Raw genomic sequence first — 18,359 nt, 5'->3', positions numbered from 1 at the left:
CGTAAGCGATATGTCCGGTCAGGTCTGCGTGTTTGTGCCCGATAAGTTGCTGAGAGTATGGGTCAATGTGGGATTAACAAAGCGTACTTCTACTTTAACGGAAACCTGCAAGATTTCCGGCCTAAACGGCTTCGGGGAGCAGCGTTTGTCTATACTTTCCGGGGAGCACCGACAGTGAAAGATGCCCTGGAGGCACTGGGCGTGCCGCACCCGGAAGTTGATGTGATTCTTGTAAACCAAAAGCCTGTTTTGTTTCGGTACCGGTTACAGGCAGAGGATAGCGTAGAAGTACATCCGTTTGAGCCCTCCCGGCAATGGCCCGCAGGGTTTAGTTTCGAAGAAGCGCACCCGCCACCAAACCAGTTTATACTTGATGTGCACTTAGGCACCCTGGCTAAAAGCATGCGCATGCTTGGCCTTGATGTGATCTATGAAACTAATTTTACAGATAAAGCCATTGCCAGCCTGGCTGCCGAGCAACAGCGGATTGTCCTGACACGGGATATTGGCTTACTGAAGCAGAAAAACATAACCTGGGGTTATTGGCTGCGCTCCCAGCAAACGGAGGCACAGGTGGCTGAGGTTATAGCGCGCTTTAACTTGCAACCTCACTTTAAGCCGCTGAGTCGTTGCCTGTCCTGCAACCTGCCTCTTCGTGAGGTGGAAAAGCGCGAGGTGCTGAATTTGCTGCCGCCTAAAACCAAGCTATACTTCAAGGAGTTCCATCAATGCCCAGCCTGCCTGCGTGTGTACTGGAAAGGCTCCTATTATGAGCGTATGCGGCAGTATATCAGCCAAATAAGTACATAGCGCTCACTCCTGATGCGAAACTATAAGCGGCCATGGCGGGTAAGAAGCAGCTAGAGGCTGGTATCGTATCCTTCTTAAATGAAATTGGGCCTGTATACGCAGCATTGTTAGCAACGCTTTTTACGTGATTGGTTACAGCTGGAGGGGCGGCTATATTTTTCTCTTCACGGAACTAAGGCCGCTGTTATACTTGGCAGCACGGGCGGGATGATGCTGGTTGCAAGCTTTTAGTCGCCTTGTTGAGCCCTGCGCGATAGATTACGCTAAGGAGCTATGCCCTGGCCTGAGTTGGATGTCCGCTGCCGTTGGTTTTATGAGCTGTTCCTTGTTTATCCTTGGCCTCGACAAACTGGCACCGCACCACGCTTCTGATCCTTGCCAACACCATTCATAGTATGCCGGAAAGCTTTGCAGTGGCCATGCCTTTGCGCCGGATGGGAAGTTGGTTTTCAAATGCTTTTGAGACAGATAGTTATCAGCTATTGTGGAGCCTATCGCCGGCGTGCTTGGTGAGCTGGATTTTGCCGCAGGTGTCATGTTGTAGGTAGTGGTGAATGAAGTTGTTCCTGAACCTCAGCGCGACAAGTATACCGACATTGCCGAGCTAGGGTTAATCGTTGGTTTAGTGGTGGTGATGGTACTGGACGTTGCCTTGGGTTAAACCGCTCGAGAAACTTCTGGTTACCTCATCATACCTGTATCTCTTTAGCTAACTGACTGTATTATATAGAGTAAGCGGTATCCTTGCTGAACAGAAGCGTTTAACAGAAGTCAGATTTTCAATGTTGCAGCTTGTTTGTATTGTAAAATTCAAGAATTCAGTGTTATCGCTTTAAACCTATATGAGATGATAGAAATATTGTATTATCTGACCTTGAAAGGTAAGTGATAAATCACTAGTAAATTAAAAAAGCGGTTTCATGGTGGTAAATTTAAAATTGTACTATTTTTATTTTGCAAAAGGTTGTATACCTGTGTTTTTTAATGTGAGTGTAGGCTATGTTGCGATATAAATTTATATTAGGTATAAATTAGTTGTTATAAATAAGTATTTATAATTTATATATTCTTGTAAATCAGTTATTTGTAATAACATTATTTGCACTGGTTCTTAGTCTAAACACTAATAGGCTGGCCTAGCGAATCGATGTAATTGCGTCAAACTTGAATATGGGTTAGGTATTAATATGATAAAATATATATCTTCATGGCTGAACATCAACCAAAAACAGCATGAAGAAAAGTATACGCAGTATGTTATGGGGGCTATGTCTGCTCCTCTTGCACGCTCATACTTTCGCCCAAAGCGCAAGTATAACGGGTGTGGTAACTTCCGCCGATGATGGTATTCCGCTGCCTGGAGTAACCGTTAGAGTGAAGGGAGGTACCGACGGAACCTTCACTGGTCCCGATGGCCAATACACTATAAATGCGGAGAAGGGGCAGGTGCTCGTTTACAGCTTTATCGGGTTCCTGCCTCAAGAGCGCACCATTGGCAACGAAGGCGTAATTAACATCTCGCTCAAAACGGATGCTAAAACCCTGGACGAGGTTGTGGTAACGGCATTAGGCATTGAGCGCGATAAACGCACACTGACTTACTCGGTGCAAACCATTGGCGGCGAAGACCTGCAGGACTCTAACCAGCCCAATATTGTTAACGCCCTGCAAGGCCAGGTGGCCGGTGCTCAGATTACCTCTTCCGGTGGTTCTCCGGGTTTGCCTTCCGAGATTATCCTCCGTGGCGTTTCGTCGCTTACCGGCGATAACCAACCGTTGATTATTGTGGATGGCGTACGCGTAAGTAATGCATCCATTAACGGAACGTCTAACCGCCTTTCAGATTTCAACCCGAACGACATCGAGAATGTATCTATCCTGAAAGGCGCCTCGGCCTCTGCGCTCTACGGTATAGATGCCGCTTCCGGTGCCGTAATCATCACTACTAAGAAAGGCAAAGCAGGCGATATGCGCATTAATGCAGCCTATAATACGGTTGTGGAAACAGTAGGCCGCCTGCCAGAGCAGCAGAAATTGTACACGGTAGGTTTTGGCGGTACGTTTGATAACAGTACGACTTCATCGTGGGGGCGCAAGTATAGAGTTGACGAACCGATCTATGACAACCCACAGCGCTTTTTTCAAACGGGCGTAACGCACGATGCAAACGTGAATATCAACGGGGGCACCGAGAAGTATACTTATTACCTCTCGGGCAATTACCGCAATGGTACGTCAACCATTCCGAACACGGAGGTAGACAGGCTGTCTTTGCTAATGAAGGGCAACTCGCAACTGTCGGAAAAACTCTCATTCTCGGCTTCAGCAAACTACATCGCCAACACGATAAAAGAAGGTCTGGTTGGCTCCAGCTCAGGAGGATGGGGAAACAGCATTTATCGCTACCCGCTTCGCTACGACATTGAGGGGTATCAGTACCCGAACGGAGACCCGAACTACGTATTTTACAACAACAACGGCACGCCTGATATAATCAATGACGACACAGGCATTATTTCGCCGCTATGGGGCGTGCACCGTAACCCAAGATCAACCGAGGTCAAGCGTATTGTGCTTAATGGCCTCTTGAGCTATGATGTACTGGACTGGCTGAACCTTTCTTACCGCTTGGGCCAGGATTTTTACAACCAACAGTATGGCTACGTGAATGTACCGGGCACGCCGGGCAGCTTGGAAGGGCGGTTGTACCAAACCACAGGTAACTATACCAACATAACCTCCACCTTTAACGCCACTATTGACAAAGACATCACGCCGGATATACATGCAACAGCCATTTTTGGTACAAACAGCGAGTATTACGAAGGCGAGTCGCTTTCGGTATCCGGTGAAAAGTTTCAGAACCCGGACATCCATAGCGTAAACGTTATTGAGGCTCCGAACATTGGCCTTGGCGAAGGGTATGCCCGCCGAAGAAGGTATGGCGTGTACGGCGATGTTAAGGTAGAGTATAAGTCCCTTTTCAGCCTAAGCTATACAGGCCGCAACGATTGGAGTTCTACGCTCCCAGCCGATAATCGGTCGTTTTACTACTCCTCGCTTGGTGCCAGCTTTGCCTTTTCGGAGCTGATGGACTCGCAGCACTGGTTTGGTAAGTTGCGTGCCAGTTATGCCAAAGTGGGTAAGGATGCGCCGATCTACAGCACCGATGCCAACCTGATCAAGTATCAGGGTATTGGTGGCGGTTTCGTGAAGGACGCTACGGCAGGTAACCCTAACCTGAAGCCGGAAACAACCACAGAAAAAGAGTTTGGTGTGGAGTTCAGGCTCTTCGATAACCGCCTGACATTTGACGCAACCTATTACGATGCGAAAAGCGAAGACCAGATCATCCGGGCGCGTGTTCCATTGCCAACAGGGTATGTGATCCAGACCTTCAATGCCGGTAGCATCCACAACAAAGGTATAGAAGTATCCATGGGTGGCACACCCGTTAAATCCGGTGATTTCAGTTGGAATGTAACGCTTAACGCTTGGGGCAACCGCTCTAAAATGCTGGAGCTGCCGGATCAGGTGCGCGTGTTCCCGTATACTTTCGGCCAGCCATATACTGCAGCTATTGCCGGCTCCAAGCTGGACGAGCCAGTGCTTGGCCTAATCGGTACGGATTATAAGCGCAACGAAGACGGTTACATGATCATCGGGGAGGATGGTTACCCGGTGATCGACTCTGAGAACAAGCAGCAGTACATCGGTAACCGCGAGCCAAAGGTAAACTTCGGTCTGATCAATAAATTCAACTACAAAAACTTCAGCCTTTCTTTCCTATGGGATTTCAGAGTGGGCGGCGATGTGTACAACGCAACGCGCCTGGGCATGACATCGGCCGGTATCTCCGAAGATGTTGGCGAATGGAGAGACAGAGAGTTTGTGTTTAACGGCGTTGTGGACCGCGGCGACGGAAACTACGTGAAGAACACCCAGCCAGTGGTTTTGGATTACAACTATTTCACGACTAACTACACAGCCGTTGGTACCAACTTTGTCGAGAAGGTGAACTGGGCCAGAATGCGTTATGCCACGGTGAGTTACTCTTTGCCGGAGAATATCTCCAAGCGCTTAAACGTAAGCAGAATGAATATCGAGTTTTCCGCCCAAAACCCTATCCTGATCACTAATTACTCCGGCGGCGACCCCGAAGTGAACAGTGCCGGCCCAAATGCGGGTGGTGCTGAAGGCGGTAGTACCATGGGTGTGGATTATGGCGCTATTCCGCTGCCGAAAAGCTACTCGGTGGGTATTTCAGTTGGATTTTAATTTATCAAAGCAGAGACATTCTTATGAAAAAGATATTTTACATAATACCGGCGGCGCTGTTGCTTTTCTCGTCCTGCGAGGAGAAACTCGACATCAACCAGAACCCTGTGCAACCGGTAACCACTTCATCAAACCTGATGCTTCCGGGCATTGAGGGCAATATGGCTTACCATCTTTATTCCCATGCCCGCTACGCTACTTACCACTCCATGTACCTAACCTCGCGCTATGGTACCGCACGCATCGAAGACCGCTGGGATTACAACCAGATCACCCGCCTGGGTGCCTGGCGCTGGCACTACTTCGATGTGGGCAGCAACGCCATTGGCCTTATTGAGCGCGCCCAGCAGGAAGGTTCCGACAACTACGAAGGCGTAGGCAAAATTATGCTTGCCTATTCATACTTAACCGCTACAGATTCTTTCGGCGATATGCCGGTGCTGGAAGCCTATACCGGTGATTTTAGCCCAACGTATGATACCCAGGATGTGGTGTACAAAGAGATTGAGCGCCTGCTCGACGAAGGTATGGCCTCGTTGCAAGCCTCCGATGCAGGAGATAAAACCATGAACGCGACCTCAGATTTGATATATCAGGGTAATTTGCAGCATTGGATGTCTTTTGCGCACGCCATCAAGGCAAAAATGTACCTGCGCACCGCCAACTTTGATGGGGGCTATGACCGCGTGATGAACGAGGTGAACGCTGCGCTGGCCAACTGGAAAGACGCGATATACTATTATAGCAGCAACCCGCAGCGCGATTGGGAGCGCAACATGTGGGGGCCAAGCACGCCAAGCCCGCAATGGAACTTCGCTGATATCCGCAACTACCTTACCTACAGCGTACCCACGGATTTTTTTATGAACTACCTGACCGTGGATGAACCCAACATACAGTATGACCCACGTTTGTTCAAACTAACCACACCGGGCGAGGACAATACATACGAGGCCGCGCGTGTCTCGCTGGGACTGGAAGGTAGGGATATGAGTGAGTTTCCAAACCTATACAATGGCCACTGGACATCAGATAGCTCGCCGCTGCCTTATGTGCTGGAAGAGGAGTTACTGTTTATTAAAGCCGAAGTGGCATTCCATCAGGGTAATAAGCCGGCTGCGCTGGAGGCATACCGCGAGGGTATACTTACTAACATGAATCGCCTGGGCGTAGAGCAGGATAGCCTCTCTAACTACATGGAGTCTGCGAAGGTGCGCAAGGCAGCCGATGCCCTGAAAATCAGCGATATCATGACGCAGAAATACATTGCGCTATACCTGCAGCCAGAGTCGTGGGTAGATATGCGCCGTTATCAATACAAAGAAACGGCTTATCCGGGTATCTACTATCCCGAAAATGTGCTCACGGAGTTTGGTGGCAAATGGATTCAACGCCTGCCATACGACCCACAAACCGAGTACATCTACAACCCGCAGGAGATTGAGCGCCTGGGTGCCTCGGCCCGCGACTGGGTAACGAAGAAATTCTGGTGGGAAGCAAACTCAACACTTTAAGCCTGAACGAGATCATGAAGATACATAAGATACTTTTACTAAGCCTAGGGGTGTGTTTCCTGGCGGCCTGCGAGAAAGACGAGCCCATGGAAGAACTAGGAAAAGCACTGGATAGCTACCGCCCCGAAGTGCAGATGACGCCCAGCAACCGCGCCCCCGAGCTGGGCGATACCATTACTTATACTATCACTACCTGGCAGCGAAACGATAACATTGCGAAAGTAGAGCTGCTGCGCAAAGTATACGAAGACTTCGGTTTATACTTTGAGCTAGATAAAACCGTGGTAGAAACCTGGAACCCTGATGATCCGGTGATGGTGGTGACGGACACCGTGTATAACAATACTGCCTGGAAAACCTTTCCGGAGGAAGGGCGCTCGCTGAACAATTATTACGTGACCTCCCGGAATGCATACGTGCTGGAGGGCGAGTATATCTACACCATTCCTGAAGGTGGCAAGTATAGCCCGGAAGGCGAGGAGTTGCTGGACCAGTTACCGGAAGAGCCTTATAAAATACTTGTAAACCAGCTTTCTTATGCCATTACTGCAGCAGAGTATGAAATGCTTTTCCCGGATGCCGGAGATGAGAACTATACGATGTCGGGTGGTGCGCGCACGGGTGTTTCCAGCGTGGGCAGGGTTTACCTGCAGAACAACCTGAGCAAGGAGCTTCTCAAGGAGAAAGGCTTTAAGCAGCTATACAAAACCGGCGATGCCCATACCGAGATCACGGCGCGGGTAACTACATCTAAAGGTGCCGTGTCTGAGCGCAGCACTGACTTCGAATCAACTTACTAATCAGGATATGAGACTATACAGACTATTTTTTCTGATGCTGCTGGTTCTTGCAACGGTAAGTTGTGAGAAGGATGAGATCAGCACTATAGCCCCGGACGGCGAGTTTTCGTTAGACTTTGCTTTCCCGGAAGAGGAGATACAGGCGCCCGCCAAAGTATTCCTGCTTAACCGCACCAAAAACGCGGAAAGTTATATCTGGAAGTTCGAGGGTGGCAAGCTTATCAACGGAGATGGCGAGATCATCGATACAAGTAGAACAACAGGCGCCGTGCCCGACACTATCATGTATGAATTGCCGGGCACCTATGAGGTCACGCTCGAAGCTACGCATAACGGCGAGGTAACAAGCCTAACCAAATGGGTAGAGGTGAAGAAGAGGCAACCGCGCATTGTCGTGCCCGAAAACATACTATTCAGGCAAGAAGCCCAGTTCTCGGCAGAGGTATTTCAGTACCCTGGCCAACCGGTTACTTACTCCTGGAATTTCGGGAATGGTATGACATCTGACAAAGCCACTCCAAAAGTTGCCTTCGAGGATGCCGGGGTTTACACCGTTAGGCTTACCATTGACGACGGGAAGGAATCCCTGACAACCTCTGCGGAAGTGACTGTTATGGGCGAGCTGGTAAAAACGCTATACTTCACTGATGTGCTAAGCGGCAAGCTATACAAGTATAGATTTACGCAGGTAGATGAAAGTATGCCGGAGCAGTTGCCAGCCAATGTGGGTGTTCATCCGCTTTCGGTTAATGTTTATAACAACAAGATAATCATTTCCGATGCCGGCAACCACATTAAATACTCAGCATGGGGCACTGCTTCTGATGGTAAGTTGTTCGCTGTCGATCTTGAAGGGCGCAACCCCTACACCATTACAACCACATCCGGAGACTACACGCAAGACCCTTTTGTAAGCACTGTTGATGGAAACGGGAATGTTTACTGGGTGTGTCGATTTGCAGGTGTACGCTCTATTTCCACATCCTCCCAGGATGCGCCTTATCCAAGCGTTAAGTTTGGTGTAACTGCTGCGGATATTGGGGCTTCCAGCACATACGGCTGGACTGATGGGGGGCTGCAGGTGGTTAATAATACACTCTGGTACTCCAAGCATGGCACAGGTAAGGGCTTGTATAAGTATAACCTGGCAGGGCAGTTTATTGAGGCAGTTTCTGGTCTGAAAGAGTTGAAGATCAGGAGTTTTGCAGTAGATCAGAAGAACGGCAAAATATACTTTGCTGTAAGTGTGGCAGGAGGAGGGTTTGATGTTGGCTTATATATGAGCGACATGAATGGCGACAATATTACCCTGATTGAAGATACGGCTGGTTTTTCTACCGAGGGCGGCGCAACTGAGAATACATACATCACAGATATTGTAATTGATAACGATCCGGATGATGGCACCGCTGGTTATATATATTATGCATTCCGTAGCGCTGATGATATCAGCGAATCTGGGAATATAGTAGGCGATGGCAGCAGATCAGGCATTAAGCGCTACCCGCTGGATGGAAGCGGCTCTGCTGAGTTCTTCCTGAAAGGGTTCATACCTTATGGCCTCGACATTGACCACGTGCGGAGATAGGCACTCTTCTTAAACCATTTTCTGTAACTGCCCTGGCGCCTTTTGTGGCGCCAGGGAAAATCACACAAGAAATATATGAAACGATTTTTATACGTAGCCATACTTACCGTTTTCGCGCTGCAGTCCTGCAAAGAGGAAGTGGACTGGGTGCCAGATGATTACAGCACTGGCGATGCAACGGAGAATATCACACCGCCATCCGGAACTTACGAGGCTGATCAGGACTTTAAAATTGTTGCATACTATGCCGCGGGCCGCAACCCCGATTCCATCGATGTAAGAAAGTATAAGATGATCACCCACCTGAACTTTGCCTTCCTGTACCCAAATGCCGACGGCAGCCTGCAGGAATTGAGTAACCGGGAAAACTTTGATGAAGTAATGACGCTTGCGCGTGAGAACGGCGTGAAGACTGCCATTTCTCTGGCCGGTGGCGAAAGCGTTTACTCTGCTTTAGCGGCCAACCCTGGTTCGCGAAGAAACCTGGTGGGCAATGTGGTAAACTTTGTGTTGCGCCACAACCTGGATGGCGTAGACCTGGACTGGGAGTACCCACGTGCCAATAAGGCAAACAATATCACCTACACGGCTTTGGTTAAAGAGCTATCGGACTCGCTGCATACCTGGCACAAATACCTGAGTGTGGCGGTTACGCCGGCGCTTTACCCAGGTTCTGTACGCGATGGCGTGGCTGAAGAGTCAATCCAGTACATCGATTTTGTGAATATCATGATGTATGATGGTATTGGTTGGGATTCGGAGGATCCGGGGCAGCACTCCACCTACCGTATGGCACAAGAAAGCCTGGATATTTGGCTTAACAGCAAAGGCTTGCCTAAAGAGAAAGCAATTGTAGGCGTGCCGGCTTATGGCAAAAACACAAGCAACAGCGCACTTACGTACCGCAGCTTACTTTGGGCGGGTGCAGACCCAACCCTGGATTCGTTTGAAGTAAATGATGTAATGTACTATTACAACGGAACCGAGACAGTAAAGCGCAAAGCCGAGCTTGCCAAAGAGCACGCAAACGGTGTCATGGTCTGGGAGTTTTACCAGGATACTAACGGTGAGCACTCCTTGTTAAAGGCCATGAACGACGAGCTAGGCAGAAGCTATTAGCGGAAATTTTTTTGATTGAGGTTAAGGGGGTAAGTTTATACTTACCCCCTTATTTTTTTGCTAAATGCTAGTCAATTTTAAGATCATAGCAACCAGGGTTTTAAAAAGCGAGGCTGCAAGTACTTAATACCAAAAAAATAGTCAAAATTTTTTTTGAATCGTCAGCCGTATAACCTTAGCCGCTATGTTCGAATATAGTCAGTAGCCAATGTTTGAACATATTTGCATCAGCCTAATCAATATTCAGCTAATGTTGCTTTTTTCGGGCATTCTACTCCATGTTTATAGGATTATCACGAATAACTCAGTAAGTGAGAAATCACTGATGCAACATTGAGTTTAGGGCTAGGTATATGTGTTTAATTGGACTTTATTTATAGTGTTGGCCAAAATGCTGTTTAAAGCGATGTACTATTTGTTTATATATAATAACAGACTTTTGATAAATATTTTATAAAAAGAAGTGAGCTTTTTATAAAAATAGAATGCTTGTAAAATGAAAATTTACTTAAATAACTGCAATTATCAGCTTGTTGCGTCAATGGGTAAATAACAACATAAAGCTATGTAAACTTAAGAGAGATGAGTTAATTTTCCTTTTACATTAGTTGGAAATATAAAAATTTGTATATCTTCATGCCTGAATATCAACTATACAAAGTATGAAGAACAGTATACGCTTTATCTTGTGGGGGCTATGTATGCTCCTGCTACATGTCGAGGGTTTTGCCCAGGGCAAAGCTGTAAGTGGTACGGTAACATCCGCTGCTGATAAAATTCAGCTACCGGGCGTGTCTGTAACCGTGAAAGGCAAACAGCGCGGTGCAGTTACCGACGCGAAGGGTTTCTATACTATACCGAACGTAGAGGCTAGCGACGAGCTGGTATTCTCGTTTATCGGTATGAAGCCAGTGACACGAACAGTAGGCAACGCAAGCACTATTGACGTTGTGCTTCAGAATGACTCTGAGGCCCTGGATGAGGTGGTTGTAACCGCACTTGGTATTAAACAGGAGAAGAAAGCTCTTGGGTATGCCGTTACAGAGGTTAAAGGCGCCACGATTGCACAGACGCAGCGTGAGAACTTTATCAATGGTTTGGCTGGGCGCGTAGCGGGTGTCGAAATCAACACTACTTCTGGTTTGCCAGGGGCGTCAACATCCATCATGATCCGAGGTGTTTCGTCATTAAGTGGAAGCAACCAGCCTTTGTTTGTAGTGGATGGCCTTCCGATCAGTAACAGCACATTCAACACAAACTCATTCGCCTCTTCGGGTGGTGCGGCGCTTAACAACCGAGCAAGCGATTTCACGAACCGCGCCGCAGATATCAACCCGGAGGACATCGAGAGCATTACTATACTTAAAGGCCCCGAAGCTTCTGCCCTTTATGGTATCGATGCAGCCTCTGGTGCAGTGGTAATTACTACTAAGAGAGGTAAGTCTGGAGCTCCTCGCATTGATTACAGCAACAGCTTCAGGTTAGAGCGGATAAATAAATTCCCTGAGATTCAGCAAGTATACGGTCTTGGAGTGAATGGCGTGGAAGATAACTCAGGTAACGTAACAACTTACTTTGGTGCACGCTATCCGGAAGGGACGCAGTTTTACGACAACATTGATAACTTCTTCCGTAACGGTTTCACGCAGAAGCAGAACATATCGCTAAGCGGGGGCTCAGATAAGGCTACTTATCGCATCTCAGGCGGCTACACTGGTCAGGAGGGGTTTGTACCAGGCACAGACTTGTCAAAGTTTAACCTGTCTTCTGCAGTAACTGCCCAAATGAATAAGTATATCTCAACAGACTTAACGTTTGCTTATACTTATACAGATAACAACTCAGCGTTTAAGGGTGCGGGCGGCCCGTTGTTAGGCTTGCTTACATGGCCTACCACCGACGATGCCAGCATTTACATGACTGAGAACGGAACGCGTAGATTCTACTCTACCGGCGATAGCGAGATCGAAAACCCATACTTTAACGTCAATAAAAACAAGATCAACAATGTAAACAACCGCTATATCACTAATGCGCGCTTAATGATTGAGCCGCTGGAGTGGTTGCGCTTCGTTGGTAATGCTGGTTTCGATTTCTCATCTGGAAACATTACCATGGTTCGCCACCCAGAGTCAGCCTACGGTTACTCAAGCGGAGGTATTTTTGATCAGTCTCTTGACAACACGCGCAACTTTAACTTGCAGTATTATGCCGAGTTAAATCGCTCGTTCTTGAACGATAAGTTTAATACTAACCTGAAAGTGGGTAGTGCTGTAAACTCTCAGGAGTCTTTCATTCAGGCTGTTACCGGCGAGCGATTCCTGGCTCCTGGTTTATACTCGATAGAAAACACTGAAAATACAACACACCGCGGCAGAAACAGACTATCTCAGCGCAGACTCATCGGTGTGTTCGGGAACCTCACGATGGATTATGATAACATTCTCTTCCTGACACTGACCGGAAGAAATGACTGGAGCTCTACGCTTCCAATCGAGAACAGATCCTTCTTCTACCCATCTGTTGGTGCAAGCTTTATCTTCACAGAGTTAGAGCCATTGCGTGGTATCAACCACATCCTTAGCTATGGTAAACTGAGAGGTTCGTGGGCGCAAGTTGGTAAAGATGCAAACCCATACAGCATACGTGCTTTCCTGGAGCCTAAGTCTACTACAGGCGGTGGTTTTGGCTATGCCTTTACTGGCCCAAGCCCAGACCTAAGACCAGAGATGACTACCTCATACGAGTTTGGTACTGAGTTAAAGTTCTTCAACAACCGCCTGGGCATTGACGCGACTTACTTTAACAAGCTTTCTGAAGATCAGATCGTTCAGAATATGCGCTTGAGCTATGCAACAGGGTTTATACTTCAGGCCTTCAACGCAGGTAAGATGAAAACCGAAGGTGTTGAACTACAGCTTAACGCTTCGCCAGTAGTAAACTCTAACTTCACCTGGGACGTTTTAGCAAACTTCACGCATTTATGGAGCGAGCTGATTTCATTGCCTACAGGTGTAAATGAGTTCTACGTGTCTGACACATGGCTTTACAGGGATGTACGCGCAGGTTCAGTTGTTGGAGGCCCGCTCACAACATTTACTGGCCATGATTATTTCCGTAACGATGCCGGCGAAATCTTAATCGACCCAAGCACAGGCTACCCACTGCGCGACCTGAATAATTTTACAGTAGTAGGCGACAGACAACCTGACTTCACAGTTGGTTTAACAAACTCGTTTGCTTATAAGAACCTGTCTTTAAGCTTCCTGCTCGACTTCAGAAAAGGTGGAGACATTTACAATGGTACCGAGCACTTCCTGACTGAAAAGGGCTTAAGCATGCGTACTTTGGATCGTGAAGCACCAGTGGTATTTAAAGGTGTGGTGAAGGACGGATTAGAGAACACTGCTAACCCGACTATCAACACCAAAGTAATCGACCCATCAAGAGACATGAATTACTGGTCAACAGCATATGGCCTTCCTGATATCAATTACATCGAGAAAGATATTAACTGGGTACGCCTGCGCGATGTAACGCTTAACTACAACTTAAATTCAAGCTTACTGAGTAAAGTTAACTTCATCAAGTCGGGTAGTGTGTTTGTAACGGCAACAGACTTGTTCATTATTACAAATTACTCAGGCCTTGACCCAGTTGTAAACGGAAACTCTGCAGCAGTAGGCGGTAGTGGTGGCGTTGGCTTCGATTACGGTAATTTCCCGATGCCGATCGGTGTCAACTTTGGTTTGAAAGTAGGTTTCTAAACAAGATTTAATATGAAAACTAGATATAATTTTTTTAAAAAGATTGTCTGTGCTTCTTTATTTACAGCAGGCGCTCTAGCAACTACAAGTTGCGATAACTATCTGGATGTAAACACAAACCCTAACGGCCCGGACCAGGTTGTTGCTCCGCATTTATACTTGCCGGCCATGCAGTCTGAGCTTGCCCTAGGAATCCAGTTCGATTCGAGATACTTGGGCCGCTACATCCAAAACTGGAATGCGCGTGATACAGACCTTACCTGGGATCGCCATGGGTATGTTTCAGGTAGCGACGCCGCAGGGCAACTATGGCGTTCGGTGTATTGGCCAATGGGCCAGAACCTAACCGATATGATTGACAAAGCCGCTGAAGAGGAGCGTTGGGATTTTGTGGGTGTAGGCTATGTGATGCGTGCCTTCGGGTGGCAGCTGTTAACAGATTATCACGGAGAGATAGTTGTAAAGCAAGCATTTGAGCCAGGCCGTACCACGTTCGATTACGACTCGCAGGAATATGTATACGAAGAGGTGCGCCGTTTAACCATGCTTGCCATCGAGAACTTAAAACGTACAGATGGTAAGGTTGGGACAGCATCAACACTTGCTCAGGGTGACTTGATCTATGGCGGTGATCGTTCTAAATGGCTTCGTTTTGCCTACGGTTTGCTTGCTGTAAACGAAAGCCGGTTAACAAACAAGTCTACCTTTAACCCCGATAAGGTAATTGAATATGTAGATCAGGCACTGCAGAGCAACGCTGATGATGCGTCAGTGCGTTTCGAGGGGGCAGTGAGCTCTGATACTAACTTCTTTGGCCCACGCCGTGGAAACCTGAATTCATATCGCCAGTCTAAGTTTATTGTTAGTTTGCTAGATGGTACGAATCCTGTACTGTCAGATCCATCCTTGATCGGTGATGATCCTATTTTTGCAGGACAGCATTTAAAGGACCCTCGTCTGCCAGTAATGCTCTCACCGGCTAATGATGGCCAGTACCGTGGCGTAACTCCTTCGGTTGGTGTTTCAGAGTATACTGTTGCCAACGAGCGGCCTAGGAACCTGTGGAACACGGCTTCTGATAACGTTGCTTCCACAACACCTAACAAATACCTGTTCGGAAACAACGCTCGTTTCCCGCTGATGACTTATGCGCAGCTGCAGTTTATTAAAGCAGAGGCAGCCTTGATTAAAGGTGCTAAGGATGTTGCCCTCGATGCCTATACCAAGGGCGTGAACGCACACATGAACTTTGCAAAAACCTTTGTAACCAACGACGCTACCACTCCTGAAGATGAAGTGGCTGTATTTGAGCAACGGCGCGCAGAGTACTTAGCAAGCGAAAAGCTTATGCCTAAGTCTGCCAATGAGCTTACCATTCGCCACATCATGCTGCAGAAATATATTGCACAATGGGGATGGGGCTTTATTGAAACATGGTCTGACTTGAGGAGATACCATTATATCGAAAATCCAGATGGAACAATTGACCAAGATCCATCAAATAACGTATTTGCCGGGTTTACATTCCCGAGCCAATTCTTTGGAGTTAACCAGGGTGAACCGGCTTACCGCTTCCGCCCTCGCTTTAACTCTGAGTATATGTGGAACGTGGCATCCCTAGATAAGATTGGTGGTTTAGCGCCAAACTATCATACCGTGGAAATATGGTTTAGCAAAAAATAATTGGAGGTTCTCACATGAAAAATATACTTTTTAAATCAATCGCAATAGTTGCTGCAGGTCTGATGCTGGGCTCCTGTGAAAAGAATGCAATTGAAGACTTTAATGACCCGGTTAACAGCGGTGCATACATCAAGTTTCTTCATGCAGCGCCAGATGCCCCAGCTGTTAATTATTACTTGGATAACACCAAGGTTTCTACGATTGCAGCTAACAGTGCAGGGGAAGAGCAAGGGATGGCTTATGCCAAAAGCCCTTTATTCCCCTCAAACTATGGCTATGCAAATGTTGAGGCAGGCACGCGTACCTTGCAGGCCATTACACCTGCACCGCAGGGTAACGCTGTTACAGCAACTAATAGCGTTACGCTTGCAAATGGTAACTTTTATTCAGCATTTTTGATCGGTAGCGCAGGTGCCTACGAGTCATTATTAGTTGAGGATAAGTTGCCAGCGGCTACGTATGGCAAGAGCTATATCCGGTTTGTTAACCTTGTTCAGGCAGCTCCGAACAGCTATTCTGCCACAGCGGTAAAAACTGCGACTTCGGAGAGCCCCGAAACGCGAACTGCAGTAGGCGAAGCGCTGAACTTTAAAGGCAATACGGCTTATGTTGCTGTTGAGCCAACGGGTTCTTATGTTGTTGAGCTAAAAGAAAATGGTCTTGCAGGAACAGTGATAAAGTCTTCCAGCTTTTCGCCAGTAGGAGGCCGGGTATACACTCTGGTGATGCATGGGAACTACTCTGGCACGAAAACCATAGTAATCTACCGGGACAGATAAGTATTTTGACTGATCAATCATAAACAAGAACGGCCACCCATTGGGTGGCCGTTCTTGTTTATGATTGATTCAATTTAATCTTTCCACTTCAGCTTAACTTCAACGCTAGGGGCACTTTCATTCTGTATCCTGTCAAGGGCTGTTACGATGTATACATACTTGCCTTTGGCGAGAATAGTGTTATCGAAGTATGACGTTTGATTCTGGAATACCTTGCCGATGATATGAGCTGGAGAGTTGAGGTTGATTTCCTCATCCTTTTTAAAGCGATAGATCACATAATAGCGTGCGCCTTCGCCATCCGCGGCAGGGGCGGAGGCTTGCCAGCGCAGATGCACGCCATCAAAACCTTGCATTGCTTTCAGGTTTGTAGGTGCAGCAGGTGCCGTGCTGTCCAGCCAGCTCATTTCGGGGATTAATGCCGGGTGCTGGTAAAAATTCTGGCGCAACGTGTCCTGCACACCATTTGGGTTTGCCATTACTGATTTGGAGCTGAAGTATACGCTGCCCTGCACGTTATCGGTTTGGCGGTTAAGGCGCAGCTGGCGGCCGGTTTCCAGCGGGTCGTTCCATTCTTTATACTTGTCGCTGGCGTTGATGCGGTACGTGCCCTGGCCAATGTATAAATGCTTTCCAAAGCTGTTCTTGCTCCACCAGTCCAGCAGCTTGGCGTAGTCGGCTATGTCGAAACCGATATGGAAGTATAGCTGCGGCACACTGTAATCTATCCAGCCCTTCTCCAGCCAGCCGCGCACGTCGGCGTACAGGTGGTCGTAGTTAGTTAGCCCGCCTTTGGTGTCGGAACCGCGCGGGTCTTCTGGCGTTTTGTTACGCCAAACGGCAAATGGGCTGATGCCGAACTTTACATAGGGCTTCACGGCTTTTATACTATCCGAAAGCGACTTTATAACCTCATCCACGTTGTAGCGGCGCCAGTCATCCTTGTTGCTGATGTTGTTGTTATACTTTGCAAAATCCTCATCATCCGGAAACGGATCCTGGGTGGGGTACGGGTAAAAGTAGTCATCAAAATGCACGGCATCTATGTCATACCGTCGCACAATATCGGTGATCACGTCAACAATGTACTGGCGCACTTCGGGCAGGCCGGGCTTAAAGTATAGCTTGCCGCCATACTGCACAAACCACTCGGGCTTGGTGCGGGTAATGTGCTTTGGGTTGATGTTTTCAGGGATGGTATCGAAGGTGGCGCGGTAAGGGTTAAACCAGGCATGAAACTCCATGCCGCGCTTGTGCGCCTCCTCAATCTGGAAGGCAAGCGGATCGTAGGGTGGGTTGGGTGCCTGCCCTTGCTTGCCCGTCAGCCAATGCGACCAAAGCTCCTGCCCGTTCGGGAAAAAGGCATCCGTGGTGGGGCGCACCTGCACGACCACGGCGTTCATGCCATTTTTTTGCTGCTCATCCAGAATATACCTGAACTCCTGCTGCTGCACCACCGAGGATAAACCTTTCTGGCTTGGCCAATCTATGTTGGCTACCGTGGCAATCCAGACGGCGCGGAACTCGCGTTTGGGAGGTGCTTGCTGCGCCCATAAAGTATAGGGCAGGCAGAGTAGTAACAGGAGGTAAAAGCATCGTTTTTTTTTCATGTGTAAAGTATGCGTGTGAGGGTTAACGAATCACAAGAAGATGCTGGAACAGCTTGTGTTGCAGCTTAAGTCTCTAGGGCGGGGCGGAGGATAAATATACCAAAATCAGTAGGTAAGAAAAAGGAACGGAGGGATGTTCTGGTAAAAAATATGTTTCAACGTTGATGTATGTAACAGAGGCTCAATTAACCGCTAGTTGATGGCTTTCTTTTGGCATAAAAAGCTTAAATTTACCAGTAAACACGCTATTCACTAACCACTCATCGCTTTGAAAAAAAGACCATTACTTTTGCTCGCGCTGCTGGCCCTGTTCCTGACAGGCTCCTTGCCGGCGCAGGCGCAGAAGCGCACGTCAAAAACCGGCCGCAGCAGCACGCAGAAAGCTGCCAAAACAGTCTTTAACCCAGCCAC

General features: G+C 47.9%; 10 protein-coding genes. 9 read left to right on the top strand and 1 reads right to left on the bottom strand.

Translation table 11 applies throughout. The annotated features are described in order from the left end of the window. The first annotated feature begins 57 nt into the window (after positions 1 to 57). From D1627_RS00290 to D1627_RS00245, 9 genes are all read left to right on the top strand, one after another. Entirely contained in the window at positions 58 to 810 is a 753-nt protein-coding gene (locus D1627_RS00290) for a Mut7-C RNAse domain-containing protein (RefSeq protein WP_119430232.1), read from the top strand. A 1,233-nt stretch (positions 811 to 2,043) separates the two neighbouring features. Beyond that, positions 2,044 to 5,088, top strand: a complete 3,045-nt coding sequence (locus tag D1627_RS00280; RefSeq protein WP_119430231.1) for a SusC/RagA family TonB-linked outer membrane protein — start codon at positions 2,044 to 2,046, stop codon at positions 5,086 to 5,088. Between the two features lie 23 nt (positions 5,089 to 5,111). Beyond that, positions 5,112 to 6,602 carry a SusD/RagB family nutrient-binding outer membrane lipoprotein gene (locus D1627_RS00275; RefSeq protein ID WP_119430230.1) on the top strand — a complete coding sequence of 497 codons (1,491 nt, stop codon included), beginning with the start codon at positions 5,112 to 5,114 and terminating at the stop codon, positions 6,600 to 6,602. Positions 6,603 to 6,616: 14 nt separating this feature from the next. Further along, a complete protein-coding gene (locus tag D1627_RS00270) occupies positions 6,617 to 7,402 on the top strand; it encodes a hypothetical protein (RefSeq protein WP_119430229.1) in 786 nt (261 codons plus the stop codon). Positions 7,403 to 7,409: 7 nt separating this feature from the next. Beyond that, positions 7,410 to 8,990, top strand: coding sequence for a PKD domain-containing protein (locus D1627_RS00265; protein WP_119430228.1), 1,581 nt, complete (start codon positions 7,410 to 7,412; stop codon positions 8,988 to 8,990). 75 nt (positions 8,991 to 9,065) lie between these two features. Beyond that, positions 9,066 to 10,109, top strand: coding sequence for a glycosyl hydrolase family 18 protein (locus D1627_RS00260; protein WP_147383148.1), 1,044 nt, complete (start codon positions 9,066 to 9,068; stop codon positions 10,107 to 10,109). Between the two features lie 662 nt (positions 10,110 to 10,771). Further along, complete coding sequence (locus tag D1627_RS00255) at positions 10,772 to 13,876, top strand: SusC/RagA family TonB-linked outer membrane protein (protein WP_119430226.1); 3,105 nt, start codon at positions 10,772 to 10,774, stop codon at positions 13,874 to 13,876. A 12-nt stretch (positions 13,877 to 13,888) separates the two neighbouring features. Next, complete coding sequence (locus D1627_RS00250) at positions 13,889 to 15,559, top strand: SusD/RagB family nutrient-binding outer membrane lipoprotein (RefSeq protein WP_119430225.1); 1,671 nt, start codon at positions 13,889 to 13,891, stop codon at positions 15,557 to 15,559. Positions 15,560 to 15,573: 14 nt separating this feature from the next. After that, positions 15,574 to 16,338, top strand: a complete 765-nt coding sequence (locus tag D1627_RS00245; protein ID WP_119430224.1) for a DUF4397 domain-containing protein — start codon at positions 15,574 to 15,576, stop codon at positions 16,336 to 16,338. A gap of 74 nt (positions 16,339 to 16,412) precedes the next feature. On the opposite strand, the gene D1627_RS00240 is transcribed toward D1627_RS00245, so the two are convergent. Continuing rightward, positions 16,413 to 17,948, bottom strand: a complete 1,536-nt coding sequence (locus D1627_RS00240) for a glycoside hydrolase family 10 protein (protein ID WP_119430223.1) — start codon at positions 17,946 to 17,948, stop codon at positions 16,413 to 16,415. Positions 17,949 to 18,359 lie beyond the last annotated feature (411 nt).

Origin of the sequence: Pontibacter oryzae (assembly GCF_003576375.1) — a bacterium.
Classification (GTDB): Bacteria; Bacteroidota; Bacteroidia; order Cytophagales; family Hymenobacteraceae; genus Pontibacter; species Pontibacter oryzae.
The sequence above is the reverse complement of the archived record's forward strand: the minus strand, read 5'-3'. Positions and strand labels throughout refer to the sequence as shown.